Annotated in this window: 19 protein-coding genes, 12 tRNA genes, 1 pseudogene and 1 riboswitch; of the genes and pseudogenes, 18 read left to right on the top strand and 14 right to left on the bottom strand. The window is 61.9% G+C overall.

Translation table 11 applies throughout. From position 1 onward, the window contains the following. The first annotated feature begins 18 nt into the window (after nucleotides 1-18). Entirely contained in the window at nucleotides 19-513 is a 495-nt protein-coding gene (locus tag E5E97_RS23070; RefSeq protein WP_017410927.1) for a hypothetical protein, read from the top strand. Between the two features lie 60 nt (nucleotides 514-573). Here the strand turns inward: E5E97_RS23070 and E5E97_RS23065 are convergent, their stop codons facing one another. Next, nucleotides 574-1,491 (bottom strand): AraC family transcriptional regulator, encoded by a 918-nt coding sequence (locus tag E5E97_RS23065; RefSeq protein WP_171281173.1) that lies wholly within the window; start codon nucleotides 1,489-1,491, stop codon nucleotides 574-576. A gap of 113 nt (nucleotides 1,492-1,604) precedes the next feature. On the opposite strand from E5E97_RS23065, the gene E5E97_RS23060 reads away from it, so the two are divergent. Both E5E97_RS23060 and rclC read left to right on the top strand, forming a co-directional pair. Then, a complete protein-coding gene (locus E5E97_RS23060; protein ID WP_024945875.1) occupies nucleotides 1,605-1,934 on the top strand; it encodes a carboxymuconolactone decarboxylase family protein in 330 nt (109 codons plus the stop codon). A 42-nt stretch (nucleotides 1,935-1,976) separates the two neighbouring features. Then, complete coding sequence (gene rclC, locus E5E97_RS23055) at nucleotides 1,977-2,546, top strand: reactive chlorine resistance membrane protein RclC (RefSeq protein ID WP_101151028.1); 570 nt, start codon at nucleotides 1,977-1,979, stop codon at nucleotides 2,544-2,546. Between the two features lie 112 nt (nucleotides 2,547-2,658). Here rclC and E5E97_RS23050 read toward each other — a convergent pair whose 3' ends face one another. From E5E97_RS23050 to rsgA, 5 genes are read right to left on the bottom strand one after another with little or no spacing between them, the layout of a single operon-like run. Next, nucleotides 2,659-3,057: a hypothetical protein gene (locus E5E97_RS23050; protein ID WP_029304354.1), complete on the bottom strand. Its 399-nt coding sequence runs from the start codon at nucleotides 3,055-3,057 to the stop codon at nucleotides 2,659-2,661. A 2-nt stretch (nucleotides 3,058-3,059) separates the two neighbouring features. Beyond that, nucleotides 3,060-3,311 carry a DUF2960 domain-containing protein gene (locus E5E97_RS23045; RefSeq protein WP_011707214.1) on the bottom strand — a complete coding sequence of 84 codons (252 nt, stop codon included), beginning with the start codon at nucleotides 3,309-3,311 and terminating at the stop codon, nucleotides 3,060-3,062. 4 nt (nucleotides 3,312-3,315) lie between these two features. Further along, a complete protein-coding gene (locus E5E97_RS23040; RefSeq protein ID WP_041217797.1) occupies nucleotides 3,316-3,567 on the bottom strand; it encodes a VF530 family DNA-binding protein in 252 nt (83 codons plus the stop codon). Further along, nucleotides 3,564-4,436 carry an archaetidylserine decarboxylase gene (asd, locus tag E5E97_RS23035; RefSeq protein WP_017410933.1) on the bottom strand — a complete coding sequence of 291 codons (873 nt, stop codon included), beginning with the start codon at nucleotides 4,434-4,436 and terminating at the stop codon, nucleotides 3,564-3,566. Before asd ends, E5E97_RS23040 begins: the two co-directional genes overlap by 4 nt. A gap of 28 nt (nucleotides 4,437-4,464) precedes the next feature. Beyond that, complete coding sequence (gene rsgA, locus E5E97_RS23030; RefSeq protein WP_041213674.1) at nucleotides 4,465-5,499, bottom strand: small ribosomal subunit biogenesis GTPase RsgA; 1,035 nt, start codon at nucleotides 5,497-5,499, stop codon at nucleotides 4,465-4,467. A gap of 91 nt (nucleotides 5,500-5,590) precedes the next feature. On the opposite strand from rsgA, the gene orn reads away from it, so the two are divergent. The 8 genes from orn (at nucleotide 5,591) to E5E97_RS22990 (ending at nucleotide 6,999) form a co-directional block, all read left to right on the top strand. Then, nucleotides 5,591-6,136 (top strand): oligoribonuclease, encoded by a 546-nt coding sequence (gene orn / locus E5E97_RS23025; RefSeq protein WP_139390282.1) that lies wholly within the window; start codon nucleotides 5,591-5,593, stop codon nucleotides 6,134-6,136. A gap of 177 nt (nucleotides 6,137-6,313) precedes the next feature. Next, nucleotides 6,314-6,389: transfer RNA gene (locus E5E97_RS23020), tRNA-Gly, on the top strand. 25 nt (nucleotides 6,390-6,414) lie between these two features. Continuing rightward, nucleotides 6,415-6,490 (top strand) — tRNA-Gly (locus E5E97_RS23015). Between the two features lie 33 nt (nucleotides 6,491-6,523). Next, nucleotides 6,524-6,599 (top strand) — tRNA-Gly (locus E5E97_RS23010). A gap of 24 nt (nucleotides 6,600-6,623) precedes the next feature. Beyond that, nucleotides 6,624-6,699, top strand: a tRNA-Gly gene (locus E5E97_RS23005). Between the two features lie 24 nt (nucleotides 6,700-6,723). After that, a tRNA-Gly gene (locus tag E5E97_RS23000) sits at nucleotides 6,724-6,799 on the top strand. 24 nt (nucleotides 6,800-6,823) lie between these two features. After that, nucleotides 6,824-6,899: transfer RNA gene (locus E5E97_RS22995), tRNA-Gly, on the top strand. 24 nt (nucleotides 6,900-6,923) lie between these two features. Continuing rightward, nucleotides 6,924-6,999 (top strand) — tRNA-Gly (locus tag E5E97_RS22990). Between the two features lie 322 nt (nucleotides 7,000-7,321). Here E5E97_RS22990 and E5E97_RS22985 read toward each other — a convergent pair. The 3 genes from E5E97_RS22985 to E5E97_RS22975 all read right to left on the bottom strand — a co-directional run bounded on the left by E5E97_RS22985 (nucleotide 7,322) and on the right by E5E97_RS22975 (nucleotide 10,673). After that, nucleotides 7,322-7,531, bottom strand: coding sequence for a cold-shock protein (locus tag E5E97_RS22985; protein ID WP_011707209.1), 210 nt, complete (start codon nucleotides 7,529-7,531; stop codon nucleotides 7,322-7,324). 272 nt (nucleotides 7,532-7,803) lie between these two features. Further along, nucleotides 7,804-8,472: a LysM-like peptidoglycan-binding domain-containing protein gene (locus E5E97_RS22980; protein ID WP_171281172.1), complete on the bottom strand. Its 669-nt coding sequence runs from the start codon at nucleotides 8,470-8,472 to the stop codon at nucleotides 7,804-7,806. Nucleotides 8,473-8,570: 98 nt separating this feature from the next. Further along, nucleotides 8,571-10,673, bottom strand: coding sequence for a methyl-accepting chemotaxis protein (locus E5E97_RS22975; protein ID WP_026080472.1), 2,103 nt, complete (start codon nucleotides 10,671-10,673; stop codon nucleotides 8,571-8,573). 260 nt (nucleotides 10,674-10,933) lie between these two features. Between E5E97_RS22975 and gltX the strand changes: the two genes are divergently transcribed. The 6 genes from gltX to E5E97_RS22945 all read left to right on the top strand — a co-directional run bounded on the left by gltX (nucleotide 10,934) and on the right by E5E97_RS22945 (nucleotide 13,138). Then, complete coding sequence (gene gltX, locus E5E97_RS22970) at nucleotides 10,934-12,349, top strand: glutamate--tRNA ligase (protein ID WP_171281171.1); 1,416 nt, start codon at nucleotides 10,934-10,936, stop codon at nucleotides 12,347-12,349. A 237-nt stretch (nucleotides 12,350-12,586) separates the two neighbouring features. Further along, nucleotides 12,587-12,662: transfer RNA gene (locus E5E97_RS22965), tRNA-Ala, on the top strand. Nucleotides 12,663-12,690: 28 nt separating this feature from the next. Further along, nucleotides 12,691-12,766, top strand: a tRNA-Ala gene (locus E5E97_RS22960). 63 nt (nucleotides 12,767-12,829) lie between these two features. After that, nucleotides 12,830-12,905 (top strand) — tRNA-Ala (locus E5E97_RS22955). Nucleotides 12,906-12,953: 48 nt separating this feature from the next. Next, nucleotides 12,954-13,029: transfer RNA gene (locus E5E97_RS22950), tRNA-Ala, on the top strand. Between the two features lie 33 nt (nucleotides 13,030-13,062). Further along, nucleotides 13,063-13,138 (top strand) — tRNA-Ala (locus E5E97_RS22945). A gap of 134 nt (nucleotides 13,139-13,272) precedes the next feature. On the opposite strand, the pseudogene E5E97_RS22940 reads toward E5E97_RS22945, so the two are convergent. Further along, nucleotides 13,273-15,416: pseudogene (locus E5E97_RS22940) on the bottom strand (ExeM/NucH family extracellular endonuclease). 297 nt (nucleotides 15,417-15,713) lie between these two features. Continuing rightward, a riboswitch (cyclic di-GMP riboswitch) is annotated at nucleotides 15,714-15,799 on the top strand. 148 nt (nucleotides 15,800-15,947) lie between these two features. Between E5E97_RS22940 and E5E97_RS22935 the strand changes: the two are divergent. After that, on the top strand, nucleotides 15,948-18,950 hold the full coding sequence (locus E5E97_RS22935) for a glycosyl hydrolase family 18 protein (protein WP_171281261.1): 3,003 nt from the start codon (nucleotides 15,948-15,950) through the stop codon (nucleotides 18,948-18,950). A 279-nt stretch (nucleotides 18,951-19,229) separates the two neighbouring features. On the opposite strand, the gene E5E97_RS22930 is transcribed toward E5E97_RS22935, so the two are convergent. From E5E97_RS22930 to E5E97_RS22915, 4 genes are all read right to left on the bottom strand, one after another. Then, entirely contained in the window at nucleotides 19,230-20,465 is a 1,236-nt protein-coding gene (locus E5E97_RS22930) for a lipopolysaccharide assembly protein LapB (protein WP_017410941.1), read from the bottom strand. A gap of 11 nt (nucleotides 20,466-20,476) precedes the next feature. Next, complete coding sequence (locus E5E97_RS22925; RefSeq protein WP_171281170.1) at nucleotides 20,477-21,112, bottom strand: energy transducer TonB; 636 nt, start codon at nucleotides 21,110-21,112, stop codon at nucleotides 20,477-20,479. Nucleotides 21,113-21,128: 16 nt separating this feature from the next. Then, nucleotides 21,129-21,536, bottom strand: coding sequence for a biopolymer transporter ExbD (locus E5E97_RS22920; RefSeq protein ID WP_010633018.1), 408 nt, complete (start codon nucleotides 21,534-21,536; stop codon nucleotides 21,129-21,131). Between the two features lie 67 nt (nucleotides 21,537-21,603). Further along, complete coding sequence (locus E5E97_RS22915; RefSeq protein ID WP_011707201.1) at nucleotides 21,604-22,131, bottom strand: MotA/TolQ/ExbB proton channel family protein; 528 nt, start codon at nucleotides 22,129-22,131, stop codon at nucleotides 21,604-21,606. Nucleotides 22,132-22,137 lie beyond the last annotated feature (6 nt).

The raw sequence follows: 22,137 nt of genomic DNA, 5'->3' as shown, positions 1-22,137 counted from the left end.
ATGGATGAGAGAAGCAGCATGAAAAAGATTGTGGGAGTAGCACTGGCCCTGTTGATGGCCGGTTGTGCCAGCGACAACAATGGCGGCGAACAGTACCGCTATACCCCGCCGGTAGCCAAGGCGACCAACAACACCCAGGAGATGCAGATCCCGGTGGATCTGGTGTGGGCCCGTGCCGAGAAGTGGTTTGGCGATCACGGTCTTAACATCGAGAACAGCCAGCGCGGCTCCGGCTTGATGACCGCCAACGTCGAGAATTCGGCCGACGGTCTGGAGTGGCTGGATTGCGGTACCATGGGTTCCAAGGTCGCACTGGGCAACCCAAACCTGCAGATCAACCTGATCATCACCCAGAGCGGTAACAACAGCGTGGCGACCGTCAACGTCAAGGGCAACACCCAGCTCTACTTCGTCGAGTCCTCCGGCGAGCGGGTGCTGGCTCCCTCCATCACCCCGGTGTGCGTCTCCCGCGGCAGCCTGGAACAGAGCCTGTTCTCCACCCTCGGCAATTAAGTCGCGCCGAGTGCCAGCAAAAACCCCGTTGCCTGCAACGGGGTTTTTGTTTGTGGCCCGCTAGCCGGGCAGGGCCGGCCAGCCCTGCTGGCGAAAGCGGCCAGGCGCCATCCCGCTCGACTGCTTGAATGCCTTGGCAAAGGAGGCCTCCGACTGATAGCCGACCCGCTGCGCCACCTCGCCGAGGGGGAGCTGATCCGGGTGGCGCAGCAGCTCGGCCGCCCGTACCATCCGCACCCGCACCATGAACTCCCAGACGCTGCAGCCCAGCCGTTGGCGAAAGTGGCGAAAATAGGTGGCGCGGGACATGGCGGCCAGCGCTGCCAGTTCATCCACGCTCCAGGGGTGGGCCGGGTCGGCCAGCATGGCCTGCAGCGAGCGCCCCAGCCTGGGGTCCTGCAGGGCGCCGACCAGTCCGAGCGCCCCGTGCGGATCGCTGGCATGGGCCCGCAGCCCCATGGCCAGCAGCACCTGGCTGAGGGCCGTCAGCACCGCCCCCGAGCCCTGCTGTTCGCGCAGCAGCTCCTGGTGGATCAGACTCAGCACCAGGCTCAGCGCCTGTTGCGACTCGCTGGCGAGCAGCGGGATGCAGAGCGGGCTGGGCAGGGCATCCAGCAACAGCGGCCGCAGCGGCCCCTGATAGCGGTACTCGCCGCACAGAAACTCCACCTGATCGCCGCCATCGCCCCTTAGCGGTAGCAGCCCGTCGCCCGGCTCGGCCAGGGTCAGGGTGTCGCCTTCCCGCCAGATGGTATGGGGCTCACCACCGGGCAGCAGCAGCAGATCGCCCGGTCGCAGGACCACGTCATCACCCTGCGCCGTGCTGACCCGGATCTCTCCTTTCATCAGCAGGTGAAACGGCATCACCCCGGCCGGGCTCTGCTCGTGGGGCAGCCTGAAACCGCCGCGATAGAGGCAGCGCATGTCGAACGTGCCCTGGATGCCGGCCTGGCTGATCAGCTGGTCTATCTGGTTCATGATTCTATTTGACTGTTATTTGCGTCTTTAAAGTATTAAACGACTCACGCCTCGATGCAATACTGGCTTCATCGAGCAGGCAGGGGCCTGTTCTGCCAAACCGGAGAGTCAAGATGCAAGACTGGGATCAATACCGTAAACAGTTGATGGGCCGCGTCATGGAGCTGGGCACCCTGAGCCCGGATACCCTCAAGGGCTATCAGCAGCTGTCGTCTGCCGGCAGCAAGAGCGGCGTGCTTGATGGCAAGACCCGCGAGCTCATCTCGCTGGCGGTGGCCGTCACGACCCGCTGCGATGGCTGCATCGCCGTCCATGCCGATGCCGCTCTCAAGCAGGGGGCCAGCCGGGCGGAGATCGCCGATGCACTGGGCGTTGCCGTTGCCATGAATGCCGGGGCCGCCATGGTCTATTCCGCCCGGGTGCTGGATGCCATCGATCGTTGAGGCTGTGCGGGGCCGGTTGCGGCCGGCCCCTGAGGAGTAAGGATGTTGATATTCAATCGCTTGCTGGCCGTGCTCGCGGGTGGTGATCGCCTGGGCGCGACCCTCTGCCGCATTGCCGTCGGGGTCGTGTTCATCTGGATCGGGCTCTTGAAGTTCATCCCCTACGAGGCGGACAGCATTACCCCTTTCGTGGCCAACAGTCCCTTCATGTCGTTCTTCTATGAACATCCGGACCAGTATCGTCAGCACCTCAATCACGAGGGGGAGCTGGTGCCAGAAAACCGGGCCTGGCACGAGCAGAACAACACCTATGGCTACTCCCATGGCCTGGGCGTGGTGGAACTGGTGTTCGCTCTGCTGATCCTGGCCAATTTCCGCTTTCCCCTGCTGGGATTGGTCGGGGCCCTGATGGCGTTTCTGACCCCCTTCGTCACCTTCAGCTTTCTGGTGTTCACGCCGGAAACCTGGGTGCCGGCGCTGGGCGATGCCCACCACGGTTTCCCCTATCTGTCGGGAGCGGGGCGGCTGGTGCTGAAGGACATCATGATGCTGGCGTGTGGTTACATCGCCATGGTGGATTCGGCCAGGACCCTGCTGGCCAGACGTGGATGAGTGACCCTGCCTGCCGTTTGCCGCACCCTCTCGGGTGCGGCTTTTTTATGGGGCGCGAGGCACGCATAAAAAAGCCCCCGGCGGGGCCGGGGGCTTGCAGAAGGTTGCCGCGTTAGCGGGCGACGTCGCCGTGAAACAGCGTCTGCTCGCCAGCTTTGAGCACATAGCCCTTCCAGGGGAAGAGGGTGTAGCCGCTGCCTTGCCACGACCAGTTGCCTTCCGCCCCCTGGCGGGTGAGCAGGTGTTGCTCGCCGCTTGGCAGGGTCAGCTCGGCCTGGCTCTGATCGGCGTTGAACAGCACGAAGGCGCTGCTGGTCTGGCCGGCATCGGTCGGATTGAGCCGGATGCCCTGCTCGAACAGCCGCACGCACTGCTTGGTCAGCGCCGACCACTGATAGCCTGCACTGCCGATGCAGCCATGGCTGTCGCGATCACTGCCAACCAGATGTTGTTCCGGGGTACTGCAGGCCGCCAGCAGCAGGGAGGCGGCCATCAGGGTCAGGGTGCGCATGCTTACTCCTTGGCGTCCCGCTCGATGACGATGTTGGAGAAGCCCAGCTCCTTGAAGTAGTTCTCCCGGTAATCCTTCACGCTCTTCTTGTCGCGCCGGCACACCTGGGCCAGTTGCTCTTCCATGGCGTGGAAGCTGGCCAGGTTGATCCCCTCGGCAGCGGCAATGGCATCGTAGATGCTGTTGAACTTGTCGTTGGCGTAGCCAATCTCTTTGGTTTTTTTGCCGTAGGTGTAGGTAATCTTGAACGCCATGGCGTTATTCCTTTGATTTGGCCTGCTTGCGCTGGACGTACAGATAGAGGCTCTCGACCTTCTCTCTGGCCCAGGGGGTCTTGCGCAAGAACTTCAGGCTGGACTTGATGCTGGGATTATCGGTGAAGCAGCGGATATTGATCTGCTGTCCCAGCTCTTCCCAGCCGTAGTATTCGACCAGCGCGGTGACGATGGCTTCCAGCGTCAGCCCATGCAGCGGGTTGTTCTTCTGCGAGGAGGCGGGTTGCTCGCTCATGCCTGCGCCGCCAGCTTGGCAAAGGGCTGACCCATGCGGGTGGTGACCCCGTTGGCCAGATGGGGCTCGAAACCGGCCAGCATGCCCGGGCCAAACAGACAGACCACGGTACTGCCCAGCTTGAACAGGCCCATCTCGGCGCCTTTTTGCAGGGTGATGGCTTCGTCGCCGCTGTAATCCCAGCGCACGACGCGCTTCTCTTTGGTCGGCGCTATGTTGCCGGCCCAGATGGTCTCGATGCTGGCCACGATAGTGGCGCCGACCAGCACCAGCGCCATGGGGCCGTGCGGGGTGCGGAAGGTGGCCACTACCCGCTCGTTGCGGGCAAACAGGTTGGGCACGTTCTCGGCGGTGAGCGGGTTGACGGAGAAGAGATCCCCCGGCACGAACACCATGCTCTCCAGTACGCCGTCCAGCGGCATGTGGATGCGGTGATAATCCTTGGGCGCCAGATAGATGGTGGCGAAGTCGCCATCCTTGAATGGTGCCACCAGATCCTCATAACCGCCCAGCAGCTCGCGGGCGCTGTAGTCGTGGCCCTTGGCCTGAATGATGCGGCCCTGCTGGATCGGACCGAGCTGGCTGACGGTGCCATCCACCGGCAGCGCCAGGGTCATGGCATCCTCGACCAGGGGGCGGATCCCCGGCTTGAGTTCGCGGGTGAAGAATTCGTTGAAGCTCTTGTAGTGGGCCGGACTCTCGTGCAGCGCCTCGCTCATGTCGACCTGGTACTGCTTGATAAAGGCCTCGATCACCCTGGTGGTGAGGTTGCCTGCTTCGGCAGCCGCAAGTTTGCCGACCAGGCGGGAGAGGGCGTGTTTGGGCAGACAGTATTGACCGGCAATTTTCAGGTTGTCAGTAATGCTCATGTTCATCATCAAGGTAGGTTGAATAGGGTCACAGCCGCGCCTGTTGGCGACCGTGACGGGCTTCCTGCATGGTTTCCAGGATGCGGTGATAGTTGTGGAAGCGATCGGCGCTGATGGCGCCACTATCGACGGCGGCCCGCAGGGCGCAGCCGGGATCGTCCTTGTGGGTGCAGTCGCGGAACTTGCAGCCACCCAGGTAGTCGCGAAACTCGACGAAGCACCAGGTGATGCGGTCGGCTTCCAGATGCCAGAGGGCGAACTCGCGGATCCCGGGGGAGTCGATCAGATCGCCGCCGCTCGGGAAGTGATAGAGTCGCGCCGTGGTGGTGGTGTGCTGGCCGAGCCCCGAGTTCTCGGAGATCTCGCCGGTGAGCACATCCAGCCCCGGCATCAGGGCATTGGTAAGGGACGACTTGCCGACCCCGGACTGGCCGACGAAGATGCTGATCTTGTCGGTCAGGGCGGCTTTCAGTTCATCGAGCCCTTCGCCGCTCTCGCAGCTTACCAGCAACACCTCGTAACCGAGCTTGCGGTAGGTCTCGAGCTGGCGCTCGATGCGGGTGCGGGCCGCGTCATCCAGCATGTCGACCTTGTTCAGCACGATCAGGGGGCGGATCTCCACATCCTCGGCGGCCACCAGATAGCGGTCGACGATGTTGGTGGAGAACTCGGGCATCACCGCCGAGACGATGATGATCTGGTCGATGTTGGCGGCGATGGGTTTGACCCCGTCGTAGAAGTCCGGCCGGGTCAGCACCGAGTGACGCGGATGCACTGCCTCGATGACGCCAGCAGTCGCGGCATTGAGGCCGGGACGCCACACCACTTTGTCGCCGCACACCAGGCTGCTGATGCTGCTGCGCCGCAGGTTGCTGCGGTGGATGGCGCCATCGCTCGCCTCGACGTCTGCGTGCTGACCAAAACGGCTGATCACCACCCCTTCGATGGCCGGGCCAAACAGGGTGTCATCCACGACCGTCGTGTGCTCTTTTTGCAGCCGCCGCTCGCGGTTGGCCTGGACGCGCCTTTGTTGACCCAGATTGAGTTTTGCTTTCTTTGCCACTCGATTCGCCAGTTTATGAACAGATCCAAAGCCAGTATGATACATGCAAATTGGCAAAATTCCGCCATTCCTCCCAATAGAGAGAGCAATCATGACAGTCAGCGCGCAGAACCTGGTATGGATCGACATGGAGATGACGGGTCTGGACCCCGAACAGAATGTGGTACTGGAGATCGCGACCATCGTCACCGACAAGGACCTGAACGTGCTGGCCGAGGGGCCGGTCATCGCCATTCACCAGAGCGATGAAGAGCTGGCCAAGATGGACGACTGGAACGTCAACACCCATACCAACAGCGGTCTGGTGGCCCGGGTCAAGGCGAGCCAGCACGATGAGGCGAAAGCCGTCGCCGAGACCCTCGACTTCATTCGCCAGTGGGTGCCGGAGCGTACCAGCCCGCTGTGCGGCAACAGCATCGGCCAGGATCGCCGCTTCATGGTCAAGCACATGAGCGAGCTGGAAGCCTTCTTCCACTACCGCAACGTCGATGTCAGCACCATCAAGGAGCTGGTACGCCGCTGGCAGCCGGCGCTGCTGGACCAGTTCAAGAAGAGCGGTACCCATCAGGCGCTGGACGACATCCGCGAATCCATTGCCGAACTGCAGTTTTACCGCAGCCACGTCTTCAAGATCTGAGTCTGCGGCAAGGGCTTGTGCTCTCCCGGTTGCTAAAATCGACAGTTCGACCAGCTTTTGAGCGAACGCGCGCAACCAGACAAAAAAGCCCTTGCAATTGGAATGTCTGCTCTTATAATTCGGCTCCCGTACAGTAGCGCAAGCAACCAAATGCTGTACGGCCGTTTTAAGGTAGTTGCGGGAATAGCTCAGTTGGTAGAGCACGACCTTGCCAAGGTCGGGGTCGCGAGTTCGAGTCTCGTTTCCCGCTCCAAAAAGTTTGCTGATGACGTTCCGATGCGGGAATAGCTCAGTTGGTAGAGCACGACCTTGCCAAGGTCGGGGTCGCGAGTTCGAGTCTCGTTTCCCGCTCCAATCATCAGCACAGCCTCAAGACAACCTAATGTTGCGGGAATAGCTCAGTTGGTAGAGCACGACCTTGCCAAGGTCGGGGTCGCGAGTTCGAGTCTCGTTTCCCGCTCCAAAAATTTGTAAGTGATATTCCGATGCGGGAATAGCTCAGTTGGTAGAGCACGACCTTGCCAAGGTCGGGGTCGCGAGTTCGAGTCTCGTTTCCCGCTCCAATCACTTGCAGATGACATCCTGTTGCGGGAATAGCTCAGTTGGTAGAGCACGACCTTGCCAAGGTCGGGGTCGCGAGTTCGAGTCTCGTTTCCCGCTCCAAAAATTTGTAAGTGACATTCCGTTGCGGGAATAGCTCAGTTGGTAGAGCACGACCTTGCCAAGGTCGGGGTCGCGAGTTCGAGTCTCGTTTCCCGCTCCAATCACTTGCAAATGACATCCTGTTGCGGGAATAGCTCAGTTGGTAGAGCACGACCTTGCCAAGGTCGGGGTCGCGAGTTCGAGTCTCGTTTCCCGCTCCAATCTATCTTCAAATTCAATCTCTCTCCCCCAAGCTCACGAATCCAATCTCTCTTCGAAGTCCTCATCATCCCTTTGAATTGCCCATCACGTCGCGCCGCGATGATTTGTCGTATCCGGCGTTCAGCCAGATCAGACCCATGTCTTCTGTAGCCGCTTCGTGCGCAGGTGCTGGGGAGGGCTGTGGTTATAGGCAAGCTTATGATTGTCGGGAGGAGGGTTGCTGTTGCTGCGGGCAGACTTATGAGCGTGGCGGGGAAGGGGAAACGGCGGGCAAAAAAATAGGAGGGCCGATGGCTCCTCCTACAGGCTCACTGGCGTGGCTTAGAGCAGGGTAACGTTCTCAGCCTGAGGGCCTTTTTTGCCCTGGGTCACAGTGAACTGGACTTTTTGACCTTCAGCCAGGGTCTTGAAACCGGCGCTCTGGATGGAGGAGAAGTGAACGAAAACGTCCGGTCCCTGGGATTGCTCGATGAAGCCAAAACCCTTGGTCTCATTGAACCATTTTACTTGGCCGGTGCGAATGTCAGACATGTGGTAAGTCCTATCTATAACAAAATGAAACTAAGCCTTGTTGGGCAGCATTTGCCTAGAAATCAGGGGTTGAAGCATGACTGACCACGTCAATTTGTCCCAGTAGCATGTAGAACAATCCCTGTCTAAAGCACAAACGATTGTACGTGAGCGCGATCCCTTGTCAATTTGGCACTTTTCATTTTTTGAGCAAGCTAAAAATATTGTGAACTCAGCGGCTTATTTCATGGATTCAGGTCAAAAAAACGGGAGGCACCAGGCCTCCCGTTGTTTCATTCCTTGAGGGCGAATCCTTCACCCTGTCGGTCGTAGCGGTAGATGGCCTGACCGTAGGAGCGGATCTCGACCCGCTGGATGCGGCGGGTGTCATCGATCAGGATGAACACGGCCCGGCCAGATTGCAGGCGGGTCAGCGGCCGATCAGGCCCTTCGATGGCGATCAGGCGGCTGAGCTCGGCGCCCGGCAGCTCGAACTTGCGGAAGATGGAGTAGAGGGTCTCGCCGGCTTGCACGTCGTGCTGCAGCCAGGTGCCATCCACCTTCTCTTCGACCGGTTTGGCTGCAGCCGGTGCACTGCCAGCGGCGCCGTTGCCGACGGTGAGGGCCTGCACCGGTACGGCGATGGGGACCGCCAGCGAACCGGACGGCGCGGCTTTGGGTGCGGGGGCCGCCGGCTCCCAGGCCAGCACCAGCAACCAGAGCGGGATCAGGATCAGCAGCCCTATGGTGTGCTTGCGCGGCAGCGGGCTCGCCAGCTTGAACTTGCCTGTTTTGGCTTCCTGGCCGCGTTGGCCAAGTCCGCTCATGCCCTGGCCGATGCGTTGACGCAGGGGCAGGGTGGCGGCATTGATACGATGGAGCAGGGATCCTTGTGATTCGTCTTGGCGACGCTGCTGGGCTCGTCTGTTGTGGCCACGGGGGCGACGGTCCGGGGTGGGCACGGCATTTACCTCTCACTACATTGCCTGCCATCAGGCAAATTCGTGCCTATGGTAAACGGACTCGCCCCCGAGGGGGAGAGTCCTGAGGTGGAAAATTATCAGCTGAGACGAAATTGTCCCAGTAATTGCTGTAAACGCTCGGCCGCCTGGCGCAACGCCTGGCTGGCTTTGGCCGTTTCGGTCGCATCCAGTGCGATGTCGTTGGCCAGTGCGTTGGTTTTTGACAGGTTGCCGGAGACGGTCTCGGAAACCGAGCTCTGCTCTTCGGCGGCGGAGGCGATCTGGTAGGTCATGTCGTTGATGGTGGAGATGGCCTGATAGATGCTGCCGAGCGCCTCTTCCGCCAGATCCGCCTCGCCCACCGCCTGATGGGTCAACTGCTGGCTCTGGTTGATGGCGTTGACCGCGTTGGCCGAGCTGTGGCGGATCTTCTCGATCAGCTCCTGGGTATTCTGTACCGCCTGCTGGGTGTTGCCCGCCAGTTTGCGAACCTCGTCGGCCACCACCGCAAAGCCGCGGCCCTGCTCGCCGGCCCGGGCCGCCTCGATGGCGGCGTTCAGCGCCAGCAGGTTGGTCTGGTCGGCAATCCCCTGAATGACGGTGAGGATGCTGGTGATCTGTTCGCTGTCGTGGGCCAGTCCCTCGACCACCTCGGCCCCCTTGCCGGCCTCGGCGGCCACCTTGTGCATCGACTGGATCACCTGCTGGAAGCGCACCTTGCCCTGATCCGCCGCCCCCTGGGCCTGTTTGGCCGAGTCGGCGGTGTTGTTGGCGTGCGTCGCTACCTCCTGGCTGACGTAGGACATCTCCTGCACCGCGGTCAGCATCTGCTCCATCTCCGCCTGGTGGTGCTGCAGGTTGGTGTCGGTCTGGCCGGCGATGCGATCGGTGTCGCCGGCGTGACGGTTGACCTCGCTGGCGGTCTTGAGCACATCCCCCAGCAGCACCTGCAGCTTGTCGATGAAGCGGTTGATGCCCTTGGCCAAGTCCCCCAATTCATCGCGGGACTGGGTATTGAGCCGCTTGGTGAGATCCCCCTCGCCATCGGCGATGTCATCCACCAGGCTGACCATCTGGCGGATGGGGCCGGTGATGCTGCGGGCAATGACCAGCATGGTGGCCAGCGCCAGCACCAGCACGACCACGGCGCCCACCAGTTGCTGGGTCATGGCTGCCCGGTTCATGTCGCTCAGCTGGGCTTCCAGCTGGTCGGCCCCGGCCAACACTACCTTGTAGGGCAGGGTGACGATGATGGCCCAGTTGCGGCTCATGCCCGGCACCGCGATGGGTACCGAGATCCGAAACGCATCGTCGAGCTCCTGGCGCTGAACCTCGGGTTTGAGGTACTGCTGCCAGCCGTTGCCGAGCAGCTTGTCGGCGCGGCTGCCGAGCAGGCTGGCATCACCGCTGGTGCCGGTGATGACGCCGGCAGCGCTGACGATCAGGGTCTCGCCCTTGCCGTCATAGATGTTGCTGTTGAGGGACTGGGCCTGACGGCTGATGGAGTCCACCGCCAGATCGAGCGCGGCGATCCCCTTGAACTGGCCGCCCACCATGATGGGGGTGGTGATGGTGCTCACCAGCACCTGCTGGCCGTTGATGTCCACCTTGAAGGGGTCGATGAGGCAGGAGCGTCCCTCCCGTTTCGGGCAGGCGTAGTAGTCGTTGGCCGGATTGCCGAACTCATCCGGATCGCTCTTCTCGATGGAGAGCAGCAGGTCGGTGCCGATGCTCTCCTTGTCGCGATAGAAATAGGGGACGAAGCGTCCCTTACTGTCACTGCCCAGCGCCGTCTGGCCGGCGAAGCTGGCGTCCTGGCCGTCGAAGCCGTTGGGTTCGAAGCCGGCGAAGGCGCCGTAGAGCTGGGGTTCGAGGGCGAGCTGGGCCTTGAGCAGGTCGGTGGCCTGCTGGCGATCCAGCGGCAGTTTGCCCTCCTGCTGCAGGGCGAGGGCGCTGGCCATCTGCTGGGTATAGGAGAGCCCCTTTTGCAGCAACTGGGTGATGGTGGCGGCCTCGGCGCGGGCGTTGGCGCTGACCTTCTGCCATGCCTCCTGCTGCAGGGCGGCGCGGCTGGAGCTGATGGTCAGCTTCTGGGTCTGTTGACCCGAGTACTGGTTGAGCAGGATCAGGATGACCAGGGCGGCGGTCATGGCGATCCCGGCCATCACCAGAATGCGATTCTGGATAGAACGGAACTGCATCGTCTCTTCCTTGTTGGTGAGCGTTATTTGGATATCGGCCGGAGGAGGCAGCTCTCCAACACTTGTCATAGCAAAACGGAAACCGGGATTTTGTTTTGCGATCCCCTTCAAATATCAGGTGGCAAGCGGCTGGGACGCCTGTGCAACCCCCTACTTTTGCCCGCTGCGGCTGCATGGTTTTCCCATCCGTCATTGTCGGTGCTAAAATGCGACGGTTTTTTTAACGAATTGGCCCAAGGCCCTCTACACAAGGCTTAAAGATGAAAGTCAAAACCCGTTTTGCTCCCAGCCCGACCGGCTTTTTGCATGTCGGCGGTGCCCGTACCGCACTCTATTCCTGGTTGTTTGCAAAAAACCAGGGCGGTGAGTTCGTGCTGCGTATCGAGGATACCGACCTGGAACGTTCTACTCAGGAGGCGATCGACGCCATCATTGAGGGCATGGAATGGCTGGAGCTGAACTGGGATGAGGGCCCCTACTACCAGACCAAGCGCTTCGATCGCTACAACGGCCTGATCGACGAGATGCTGGCCGACGGCCGTGCCTACAAGTGCTACTGCTCCAAGGAGCGACTGGAAGCGCTGCGCGAAGGCCAGATGGCCAACGGCGAGAAGCCCCGCTATGACGGCAAGTGCCGTGACCATGCCCACGATCACCCGGCAGATGCGCCCCACGTTATCCGCTTCCGCAACCCGACCGAAGGCTCCGTGGTGTTCGATGACCACGTCCGTGGCCGCATCGAGTTCGCCAACACCGAGCTGGACGATCTGATCATTCGCCGTACCGACGGCGCGCCGACCTACAACTTCTGTGTGGTGGTCGATGACTGGGACATGGAGATCACCCACGTGGTGCGTGGCGAAGACCACATCAACAACACCCCGCGCCAGATCAACATCTACAAGGCGCTGAACGCGCCTGTACCGGAGTTTGCCCACGTATCCATGATCTTGGGTGACGACGGTGCCAAGCTCTCCAAGCGCCACGGTGCAGTCTCTGTAATGCAGTACCGCGACGACGGCTACCTGCCGGAAGCGCTGCTGAACTATCTGGTGCGTCTGGGCTGGTCCCACGGCGATCAGGAGATCTTCACTCTGGACGAGATGATCAAGCTGTTCAGCCTGGATGCCATCTCCAAGTCTGCCTCCGCCTTCAATACCGACAAGCTGCTGTGGCTGAACAACCACTACATGCGCAGCCTGGATCCGGCCTATGTGGCCAAGCATCTGGCCTGGCACATGGCCGACCAGAAGATCGACACCAGCAAGGGCCCGTCACTGCCAGAGGTGGTCACCCTGCTGGCCGAGCGCTGCAACACCCTGGTCGAGATGGCCGCCCAGAGCCGCTACCTGTTCGAAGATTTTGAGGCCATCGACGAAGCGGCTGCCAAGAAGCACCTGCGCGGCGTTGCTGCCGAGCCGCTGACCCTGGCCAAGGCCAAGCTGGCTGCCCTGGATAGCTGGACCACCGAAGCGCTGCACGAGCTGATTGAAGCGACCGCCGCCGAGCTGGGTCAGGGCATGGGCAAGGTCGGCATGCCGCTGCGCGTGGCCGTCACCGGTCTCGGTCAGTCCCCTGGCATCGACGCCGTGATGGCGCTGGTGGGCAAGGAGCGGGTTCTGGCCCGCATCGACCGCGCCCTGGCATATATCGAAGCGCGCATGGCCGCCGAATAAGCGCCAGCCAGTGCTTGCGAAAGGGCTCCCGTACGGGGGCCCTTTGTTTTTGGCCAAAGGCGAGTTTTGTGACATAAAACAGCGAGATAGCTGTGTCATTGCCGGTTAAATCGGCTAACTGCTTGAATTTTGACTAAACGCGCGAATAGGCGTTATTTTTGGGTTGACAGCAAAGCGGTCGGTGCCTATCATGCGCCTCCGTTGCCGGAGATAACTTTGGTAGCGCCGAGGTGAGTTGGGGTTATAGCTCAGCTGGGAGAGCGCTTGCATGGCATGCAAGAGGTCCGCGGTTCGATCCCGCGTAGCTCCACCAAATTCTCCTCGAACAATCTGGAATCCAAGGGGTTATAGCTCAGCTGGGAGAGCGCTTGCATGGCATGCAAGAGGTCCGCGGTTCGATCCCGCGTAGCTCCACCAGGTTCCTGATTGAAATGAAGTGCCCAGGGCAGTGCGGTGTGTATCACCCAGGCCGACCTTTGTGGGGTTATAGCTCAGCTGGGAGAGCGCTTGCATGGCATGCAAGAGGTCCGCGGTTCGATCCCGCGTAGCTCCACCATTATTTAGGATGAATGGCCGCCAGAACCATTCATTCAGTGCCGAATTTGGGGTTATAGCTCAGCTGGGAGAGCGCTTGCATGGCATGCAAGAGGTCCGCGGTTCGATCCCGCGTAGCTCCACCAAATTCAGAGTGACGTTAGTCACTCACACACATCGGGGTTATAGCTCAGCTGGGAGAGCGCTTGCATGGCATGCAAGAGGTCCGCGGTTCGATCCCGCGTAGCTCCACCATATTTCGTAATGAAAGTAGAAAAGGCCACCGCACTGCGGTGGCCTTTTGTTTTGCGCTCCGTTCACCGGTCGTGCCAGCCGGCCGATAAAAAGCCCGCATCGCTGCGGGCTTTTGGTTTGATGGCGATGGCTCATCAGCCGTGGCGACGACGCCAGGCCAGCGGCAGCAGTGCCAGCAGCAGGGCGCCCATGGCACCGCCACCGCCGTTGCTCTCCTCTTTCAGCTTGAGGTCAACGATGATGGGATCGTGGTCGGAGGCGCTGAACGGATTGTCCGACTTGATCATGTCGCCGGTGAAGTCCCGGCCGTACTCGAACAGGTTGCTCTCGAACGAGTTGATGTGCCAGTCGGCCACGGCGATCACCTTGCCGGCCAGCGCCGGGTTGGCGAGGGCATAGTCCAGGGTGCCGAGCTCGGCCTCGTAGCTGTAGGAGATGGCCTTCTCCTTGTTGAACTTGACGTTCATGTCCACCAGGCCGTAGCTCTTGGCCACTTCGCTGCCGGTCTGCTCAAAGACCTGGTCGCCGAGGAAGGTCTGGGAGGCGGAGACTATCTTGCGCTGACCGTCGGTCGGCACATAGTCGGTCAGCACCCGGATCGCATCTTCCCGGGCGTAGGAGTTGAAGTCGCCCACCAGCAGCACCTGACCGGGCAGCTTGCTCACCGCCTCGCCCAGCACCTTGGCGGCGCTGACCCGGAACTCGGTGCACTTGCCCTGCAGATCGGCCGGCTCCTTGCCGTCCAGGTTTTCCAGGCAGCCTGAACCCTTGGACTTCAGGTGGTTGACCACCAAAGTCAGCGGATCCTTGCTGCTTTCGACGGTGAAGGTCTGCACCAGGGAGTCACGCTGGGAGGCCTGTTTCTCGACCCCTTTGGCATCCAGATATTTTTGCACCGGCAGGGTGATGACGTTGGCGTCCCCTTGCGGTGCCAGCTTGGCCGGCCGGTAGATCATGGCTACCATGATGGCGTCGCCACCGAAGTAGTGCTCGCCCTGCAGCAGCGCCTTGGGCAGGGTGACGAAGGCGTACTGCTTGCCCGCCTCTTTCTGTTGGGCGTTGAGGGCTTGCACCAGGTCGCTGATGGCGGAGTGGCTGTCAAAGCCGTTGTTCTCCATCTCCATCAGGCCGAGCAGGTCGGCATCCATCTCGGTGATGGCGTTGACGATCTTGGCGCGCTGTTTCTGGAAATCTTCCAGGTTCTTGGCGCCGCGGTTGCAGCCCTTGGCGCTGTCCGCATCCGCCTGATCCTTGCACAGCACGTTGAGGGCACCGCCCACGCTGGAGTGGCTGGTGAAGTAGTTGAGCACGTTGAAGCTGCCGACGCGCAGATCGGTGCCGTCGGCACGGGCCGGGGCGCTCTGGCGGTCGTTGTCGCTGGTGCGCAGCAGATCGCCGGCGGTGATCACCTGATCCTGCGGCACGATCAGCCGGTACTCGTTGTAGCTGTAGCCCACCATGGCGTCCAGATTGACCGGGGCGTCGCCGATGCGCAGGTAACCCTGCTCAGGCTCCCAGGCCGGCAGCCAGGGCAGTTTGCCGTCGGCGGCCTTGAAGTCCGATTCGAGGAACACCCTGTTGCCGGCGTTGGCCTTGGCCAGCGCCTTGGCAGCCTTGCTGTCGGCGTCGTGCAGCTGGGTTGGTTTCATCAGCGGCGCCTGGTGGGAGAGCACCAGGTTGTTGCGCCGGGCGGCGTAGTCGTAGCTGAAGTTGCGGCTGATTTTGAGCGCGCTGTCGGCATCGAGCCGTACCCGCATCCCTTCGTGGCGCTCCAGCGCCCGGGCCAGGGTCTCGTTTTCCAGCACCCGCAGCGGGATGGCGGCCGGGACCGAGCCCTGGGCGACGACCTGCAGGCGCGGGGTACCGCTGTCAAACACCGGCTTGAGCTGGGTGTGGTTGTAATACTCCTCGACCTTGGCCTCCAGGCAGACTTCGGCACCCGGCTTGATGTCCGGGTACTTGCTGGCGAAGTTCTTGTCGTTCAGGAAGCGAAGATGCCGTCCGAGGTCTGGGGGTTGCCGTCTCCCTGCACATCCAGCAGGTAGAACCCTTTGTTGAGGCTCTCGCCGAGGCCAGAGACCACTGCCTTGACCATGACACTCTGGGGGCTTTCGAACTTGTCGGCGGGAATGAGCGGGCTCTTGTCGCCGCTGCCCTGAATGACCGGGATCGGGGTGAGGGCGCTGTCGGCCGGGCAGCTGAAGCCGGCGGCATAGACGGACGGGGAGGCGAGCGCAAGCCCCACGGCCAGCGACAGCAGGGTACGTGTTCCTTTCATAACTGTTCCTTTTTTATTTTTTGCCAGTGTTTCCATAGCCTTGGCGCATTTGGCCAAGGGCGCGCATTGTCACATTTCTGGCATGTCATACCAGTGAGCCAACGCACATTACGGGGATACAAATGAGGGCAATGCAGGTTTTTTTGACTTGGCTAACAGTATGAAATTAATGACAAAACAGTTATTTCGTCACATCAGTGAAAATGTGATCTGGCTGGCATCCACATATTTTTCCTCGAGAATGAAGATTGAGACTCGGCTGGTTGATTCCTATACTCGGCTTGTTCCTCACGGAACCCAGGTAAAGGGCAAACCGGTCGAGATGCCGGGACGCAATGCCTCCGGTCTTCAGATCGCGCGATCCAGATAGCGGGGCTTCCCAGGGTGAGGGTGACGTTTGTGGCAGGTCCATTGCCAGTTGTCTGCGCCCATCACGCAGGTTGCGCTTGTTCTTTGCCTTGGTGACCAATGCCAAGACAAAACAAGGAAGATAACAATATGCAACAGACCCTAAGGCCCAGCAGGCTTGCCATGCTGGTGGCTTTGGCTGCCATGCCCGCCTGGGCACAGGCCGCCTATCCCGCCTATCAGGCCGGTACCGCCTACAAGGCCGGCGACATCGTCAGCAACGTCGGCAATCTCTATGAGTGCAAAGAATTTCCCTACTCCGGCTGGTGCGGGGCCTCGCCCTATCACTACGCCCCCGGGGTGGGTGTGGTCTGGGCTGATGCCTGGAAACTCTATGGCGGGGACGTGCCGCCTCCGGCGCTCGGCGTAGCCGTCAGCTCGCCGGCTGCCGGCGCCAGTTTCAACGAGGGGGCCAGCGTCGCGCTGGCGGTGACCCTGAGCGGCCCGGTGACGGCGCTGGTTCGGGTGGAATACCTCATCGACGGCAAGCTGGTGGCCACGGCGAGCGCCTCGCCCTGGAACGGCAGCTGGAGTGCCGCCGGTGTCGGCGCCCACGCCCTCAAGGCGCGGGCACTGGATAAAGATGGCAAGGTGCTGAGCGAGGCGGATTCGAGCTTCAACGTCGCCGCCGTGGTGGCGCCGGAGGCGCCCAAGGTGAGCATCAGCAGCCCGGCCAGCGGCGCCAAGGTGACCCTGGGTCGCAGCGTGGCGGTGAGCGGCAACGTCACCGATGCCAACAACGACGTCGCCAAGGTCGAGCTGTTCGTCGACGGCAAGAAGGTGGGCGAAGACACCAGTGCCCCCTGGCAGGTGAACTGGACGCCCCAGAGCAAGGGGCTGGCCGGCCTCAAGCTGGTGGCGACCGACAAGGAGAACCTGAGCGGCGAATCGAGCCAGGTCGACGTGCAGGTGGAAGAGGCTGCCCTGCCGCCCACCGGCGGCAACCTCTCCTGCGATATCCGCCAGATCTACCGCCCGGACGGTTACGAATGCATGGGGGATGACCACGCCCGTCGGGTCATCGGTTATTTCACCTCCTGGCGCACCGGCAAGAACGGCTTGCCCTCCTATCTGGTGAGTGACATTCCCTGGGACAAGATCACCCACATCAACTATGCCTTCGCGGCGGTGGATGAGCAGAGCCACACCATCAAGGTGGACGACTCGGCGACCAAGATGACCTGGGACGGCGTGCCGGGTGCCGAGATGGATCCGGAGTTTGCCTACAAGGGCCACTTCAACCTGCTGTCGAAGTACAAGAAGCAGTATCCGGATGTGAAGACCCTGATCTCGGTGGGGGGCTGGGCCGATACCCGCGGCTTCTATACCGCCACCACCAAGGGTGACTGCTCGGTCAACAGCGACGGCATCAACGCCTTTGCCAACTCGGCGGTGAGCTTCATCCGTCAGTACGGCTTTGACGGGGTCGACGTCGACTACGAATACCCCACCTCCATGAAGGATGCGGGCAACCCCAACGACTTCCCGCTCTCCAACCAGTGCCGTGGCAAGCTGTTTGCCAACTACAAGGTGCTGATGCAGACCCTGCGCAGCAAGCTCGACAGCGCCGGCAGCGAGGATGGTCGCAAGTACATGCTGACCATCGCCTCGCCGGCCTCGGCCTACCTGCTGCGCGGCATGGAGAACTTCCAGGTCACCCAGTACCTCGACTACGTCAACCTGATGACCTACGACTTCCACGGCGCCTGGAACAACTTCGTCGGTCACAACGCCGCCCTGTTCGACAACAAGGCGGATGCCGAACTTGCCCACTGGGGCGTCTATACCCAGAGTCAGTTTGGCGGCATCGGCTACCTCAACGCGGCCTGGTCTGCCCACTACTTCCGTGGCGCCCTGGCGGCCGGCAAGATCAACGTGGGCGTGCCTTACTACACCCGCGGCTGGCAGGGGGTCAGCGGTGGCACCCACGGCCTGGCCGGCAAGGCAGCCCTGCCGAGCCAGAGCGATTGTCAGCCGGGCACCGGTGGCAGCACCATTCCGTGTGGCAACGGGGCGGTCGGCATCGACAACATCTGGCACGATCTCGACAAGAACGGCAAGGAGATCGGCGGTGGCGCCGTGCCCATGTGGCATGCCAAGAACCTGGAGAACGCCGCCAGCCTGGGTATCACCACCATGCCGAGCTACGGCCAGGCCTGGGGTCTGGATCCCAACAACCCGGCTCACGTGATGCAGGGCAAGTACGTGCGTTACTACGATGACAAGGCGCAGGCGCCCTGGCTGTGGAACGAAGAGAAGAAGGTGTTCCTCTCCACCGAAGATGAAGAGTCCATGGGCCACAAGCTCGACTACATCATCAAGCGGGGCCTGGGCGGGGTCATGTTCTGGGAGATGGCGGGTGACTACGCCTTCGATCCGGCCAAGAACGAGTACGGCATGGGCAGCACGCTGACCACGCTCGCCTACGAGAAGTTCGCCAAGGCAGCCAAGTACAACACCCAGCAGAACGATCTGGCGGCGCCAACCGCCCAGCTCGACATCGCGGTGAGCCTCTCCGGCTTCAAGGAGGGGGATTCCAACTACCCGATCAACCCGACCCTGAAGCTCACCAACAACTCGACCCAGACCATTCCGGGCGGTACTCGCATCGAGTTCCTGGTGCCCACCTCCACCTCTGACACCATCACCGACCAGAGCGGGATGGGGCTGAAAGTGGTGGAGAGCGGCGGCAACCAGAACTCCGACGGCATCGCGGGCGAGAAGGACTTCCACAAGGCGGCCTTTACGCTGCCGACCTGGAAGGCCTGGGCGCCGGGCAGCGACGTGGAAGTGGCGATGACCTACTATCTGCCGGCCGCCGGTGTGCCAAGCGGTATCCGCATCATCAGCGGCACCCAGACTGCGGGCCTCAAGGCCGAGTTCCCGACCCTGCCGGAGGCCGTATTGGGCAGCAGTGGTGGCGGTGAGAACCCGGGCGGCGCCACCTGCAGCAGCCAGAACGTCAACCCGGCCGCCTACAAGGCCTATCCGACCTGGCCGCAGGGGGATCACGCCAACGGCGGTGACCGGATGACCAACAACAAGGCGGTGTGGCAGGCCAACTGGTGGACCAGCAGCGAGCCCAAGGCGGGTGACGGTAGCTGGAAACTGGTATGCAGCTACTGATGATCGCTTGAGGGGCAGGCCGGTACTCAGCCTGTCCTCTCGCAAGGCAATGACCCAATCCGGAGCCCAGGCTCCGGATTTTTTTATGGTGAGATGACAAAGGTAGAGGGTAGAGGCATAAAAAAAGACCGCTCCGGGGAGCGGCCAATTGCCACCAAGGCAATCTGCGGGGTGACCCCCTTGTTGCTGATCGGCAGGGCGGGGAGGGTGCCCGTCCTGCCGGGTGTGATTGCGTGCCATGCCGGGAACAAATGTCCCAGGCCGGCACGCCTGGGTTGCTTATTGGGTGACGGCGCCGCCCTGCTGCTCTTTCAAGAAGCTGATCCAGGGCGATGCGCGGCCACTGACGTTGCCGTTCTGGGCAGCCTGAGTGAAGGCGGAGAGTGCCTCCTTCGGTTTTTGCTGCTCAAAATAGGCGACCCCGGTCAGGAACTTCAGATCCGCCCGCTGCTCGCCGCTGGCATTGGCGGCGGGCTTGGCGGCGAAGGCCACCAGATCCTGGTAGCGCTTGCTCTGGATCATCATGCGCGCCATCTTGAGCTGCAGCTCGGCATTGGGGGCCAGCTTGTAGGACTTGGCCAGGGTATCGATGGCCGGGTCCAGCTCCTTGGCCTGGTGCCAGTAGTTGGCCAGCGTCTTGTAGTTGGCCGCGTTGCTCTCGATGGTCCCCTCCTTCATCGCCTTCTCCATCACGCGGGCGGCGCGGTGGGGGATGCCGGCGAAGGCCAGGTAGTTGGCCAGACGCTGCAATTCGGCGGCCTCGGTCAGCATGCCGAGGTTGTAGGCCCCTTCCAGTGCCGCCAGCGCCTTGCCATCGTTGCCCGCCTGCATGTGCATGGCGGAGAGCTGGGTCCAGTACTTCTTCTTCTCCGGATAGCGGTCGACCAGCGCGGTCAGCACCTCGGTGGCCGGCTTGTACTGTTTCAGCTCGTAGTGGGCCGCCATCTTCAGCAGATACCAGGACTCCGGCGCCTTGCCCGCGGAGAGCTTGATCGCGTTGTCCACCGCCGGTATGGCTTCCCGATACTGCTTGAGCTGCACATGGGCGTTGGCCAGCGTGATGTAGGCGTGCGGGGTCGGCTTTTCGTCCTTGCCCAGGCTCGCAAACCACTGGTTCATGGTGCTGATGGAGGCCTTGAAGTTGCCCTCCGCCATGTAGAGCTGGGCCAGGTTGTAGCGCACCTGCTGGGCCACCGGCTGGGGCAACCCGCCGGTGGCGATGGCGTCGGCGAAGTACTTGGTCGCCTGCCCGTACTTCTCCTGCTGCGCCGCCACGAAGCCCAGGGTCTGCAGAATGACTCCCTTGTCGTAGACCCGCTCGCCGGCGCCGGACAGCGCCTCCTGCAGCTTGGCATTGGCCTCGCCATATTTTTTCTCGGTGATCAGTGCCTGCGCCTTGTTGACCGCGCGGTAGGCGCGATCAGAGAGAGCAGGCTGCTCGGCGGCCCAGCCGGCGGTGCTGAGCAGCACCGCCATGGCGACCGGGGCGAGGATCAGGGTATGTAACTTTTTCATCGCCACCTTCCTTAGTTGACCGCAAACTCGATTTCTTGCTGCATGCGGGTGGCCTGCGGCTTGCCATCGACCATGGCCGGCTTGAACGTCCATTTGGCGATGGTCTTGCGGGCCTCCTTGCCGAGGTCGTAGCTGCGGGGATCCTCTTTGACGATCCGCACGTTGCTGACGGTGCCGCGCTCGGTGACGGTGAACTCCACCAGCACCTTGCCGGAGGCGAGGCCGGCCAGCGCCGCCTTGCGGGGCATCATGGGCTCGAAGGTCGCCAGCGGAATGGCGCCGTTGTTGCCGCCCATGCCGCCACCACCGCTGCCGGTGCTGTAGGCACCGAGGGCGTTGCCGCCACCGATGTTGACCGGGATGTCGAGTTTGGGCATGTCCATCGGCGAGCTCTCCATCTGCGGCCGATCCGTGCTGGCCACTTCCATCTCGGGAGGGGGAGGGGGCCGGTTCGGGGGCGGCGGCTTGGGCAGCTCGCGTTGTCTCTCTTGCAGGGTCTCCTGAGGCTTGATGCGGATGAAGTCGGTCATGCTGACGTCCTCCTTCTCCACCAACTCCCGGTGATCCGGTGTGATGAGCTTGTTCATTCCCAGAAACAGGAAGAACACCACCACACAGGAGACCGCCAACGATATCAGGTATCTCATGGTGCTCGCTCCGGCATCAGCTGCTCTTGCTCGCCGCGATGGAGATGTTCTGGACACCGGCCATGCGGATCTGATCCATGACCTGGACCACCAGACCTGAACGGGATTCGGTATCGGCCTGGATCACCACGGCGCTCTCCGGGTTTTCGGCCCGCAGCCGCTCGATGTTGGCGCGCACGGCGCCTACTTCGACGATGCGCTTGTCGACCCAGACCTGGCCGTTTTCACGGACCGCGACCATGATGTTCCCCTTCTTCACCGTCTCGGCCGTGCTGGCGCTCGGGCGGTTGATCTCCACGCCGGACTCCTTGACGAACGAGGTGGTGACGATGAAGAAGATCAGCATGATGAACACTATGTCCAGCATGGGGGTCAAATCGATGGCCGCCTCATCAGCACTGCTGTCGCTGTGACGTTTTCTCATGGCAAAAACTCCTTGCTTGTTCTGTGCCCCCGCCAGAGCCGGGCCCGGCGGGGGAGTGCATCCTGCATCAACCGTGTTTCAGGTTGTCTTCCAGCTTCTCGACCGCCAGCTTGGCCTTGTGATCGAGCTGGTTGACAAAAAACAGGCCGGAAAGGGCGGCAATCATGCCCGCCATGGTCGGTACCGTCGCCTTGGAGATCCCCGAGGCCATCGCCCGCGGTGAGCCGGTGCCGGTGATGGCCAGGGTGTCGAACACCTGCACCATGCCGACCACGGTTCCGAGCAGCCCCATCAGCGGGCAGAGGGCGATCAGCACCTTGATGACCGGCATCCCCTTGTCCACCGCCATGGCCACCCGGGAGACCAGCTCGCGCCGGATCTGCTTGGCGGACCAGGAGAGGTGATCGCTGCGGGCCAGCCAGGCGGCCTTGGTCTGCTTCACCTGCTTGGGGTAGACCGCCATGAAGTAGATCCAGCGCTCCAGCAGCAGGGCCCACATCATCAGGGTCAGGAAGAACAGGGCGACCAGTACGTCGCCCCCCAATCCCAGAAACCGGCGGACCGACTCGACTTCTTCAATCAACCAGAACCACATGGGTGA

This window comes from Aeromonas sp. 2692-1, assembly GCF_013085505.1.
Taxonomy (GTDB): Bacteria; Pseudomonadota; Gammaproteobacteria; order Enterobacterales; family Aeromonadaceae; genus Aeromonas; species Aeromonas hydrophila.
The sequence above is the reverse complement of the archived record's forward strand: the minus strand, read 5'-3'. Positions and strand labels throughout refer to the sequence as shown.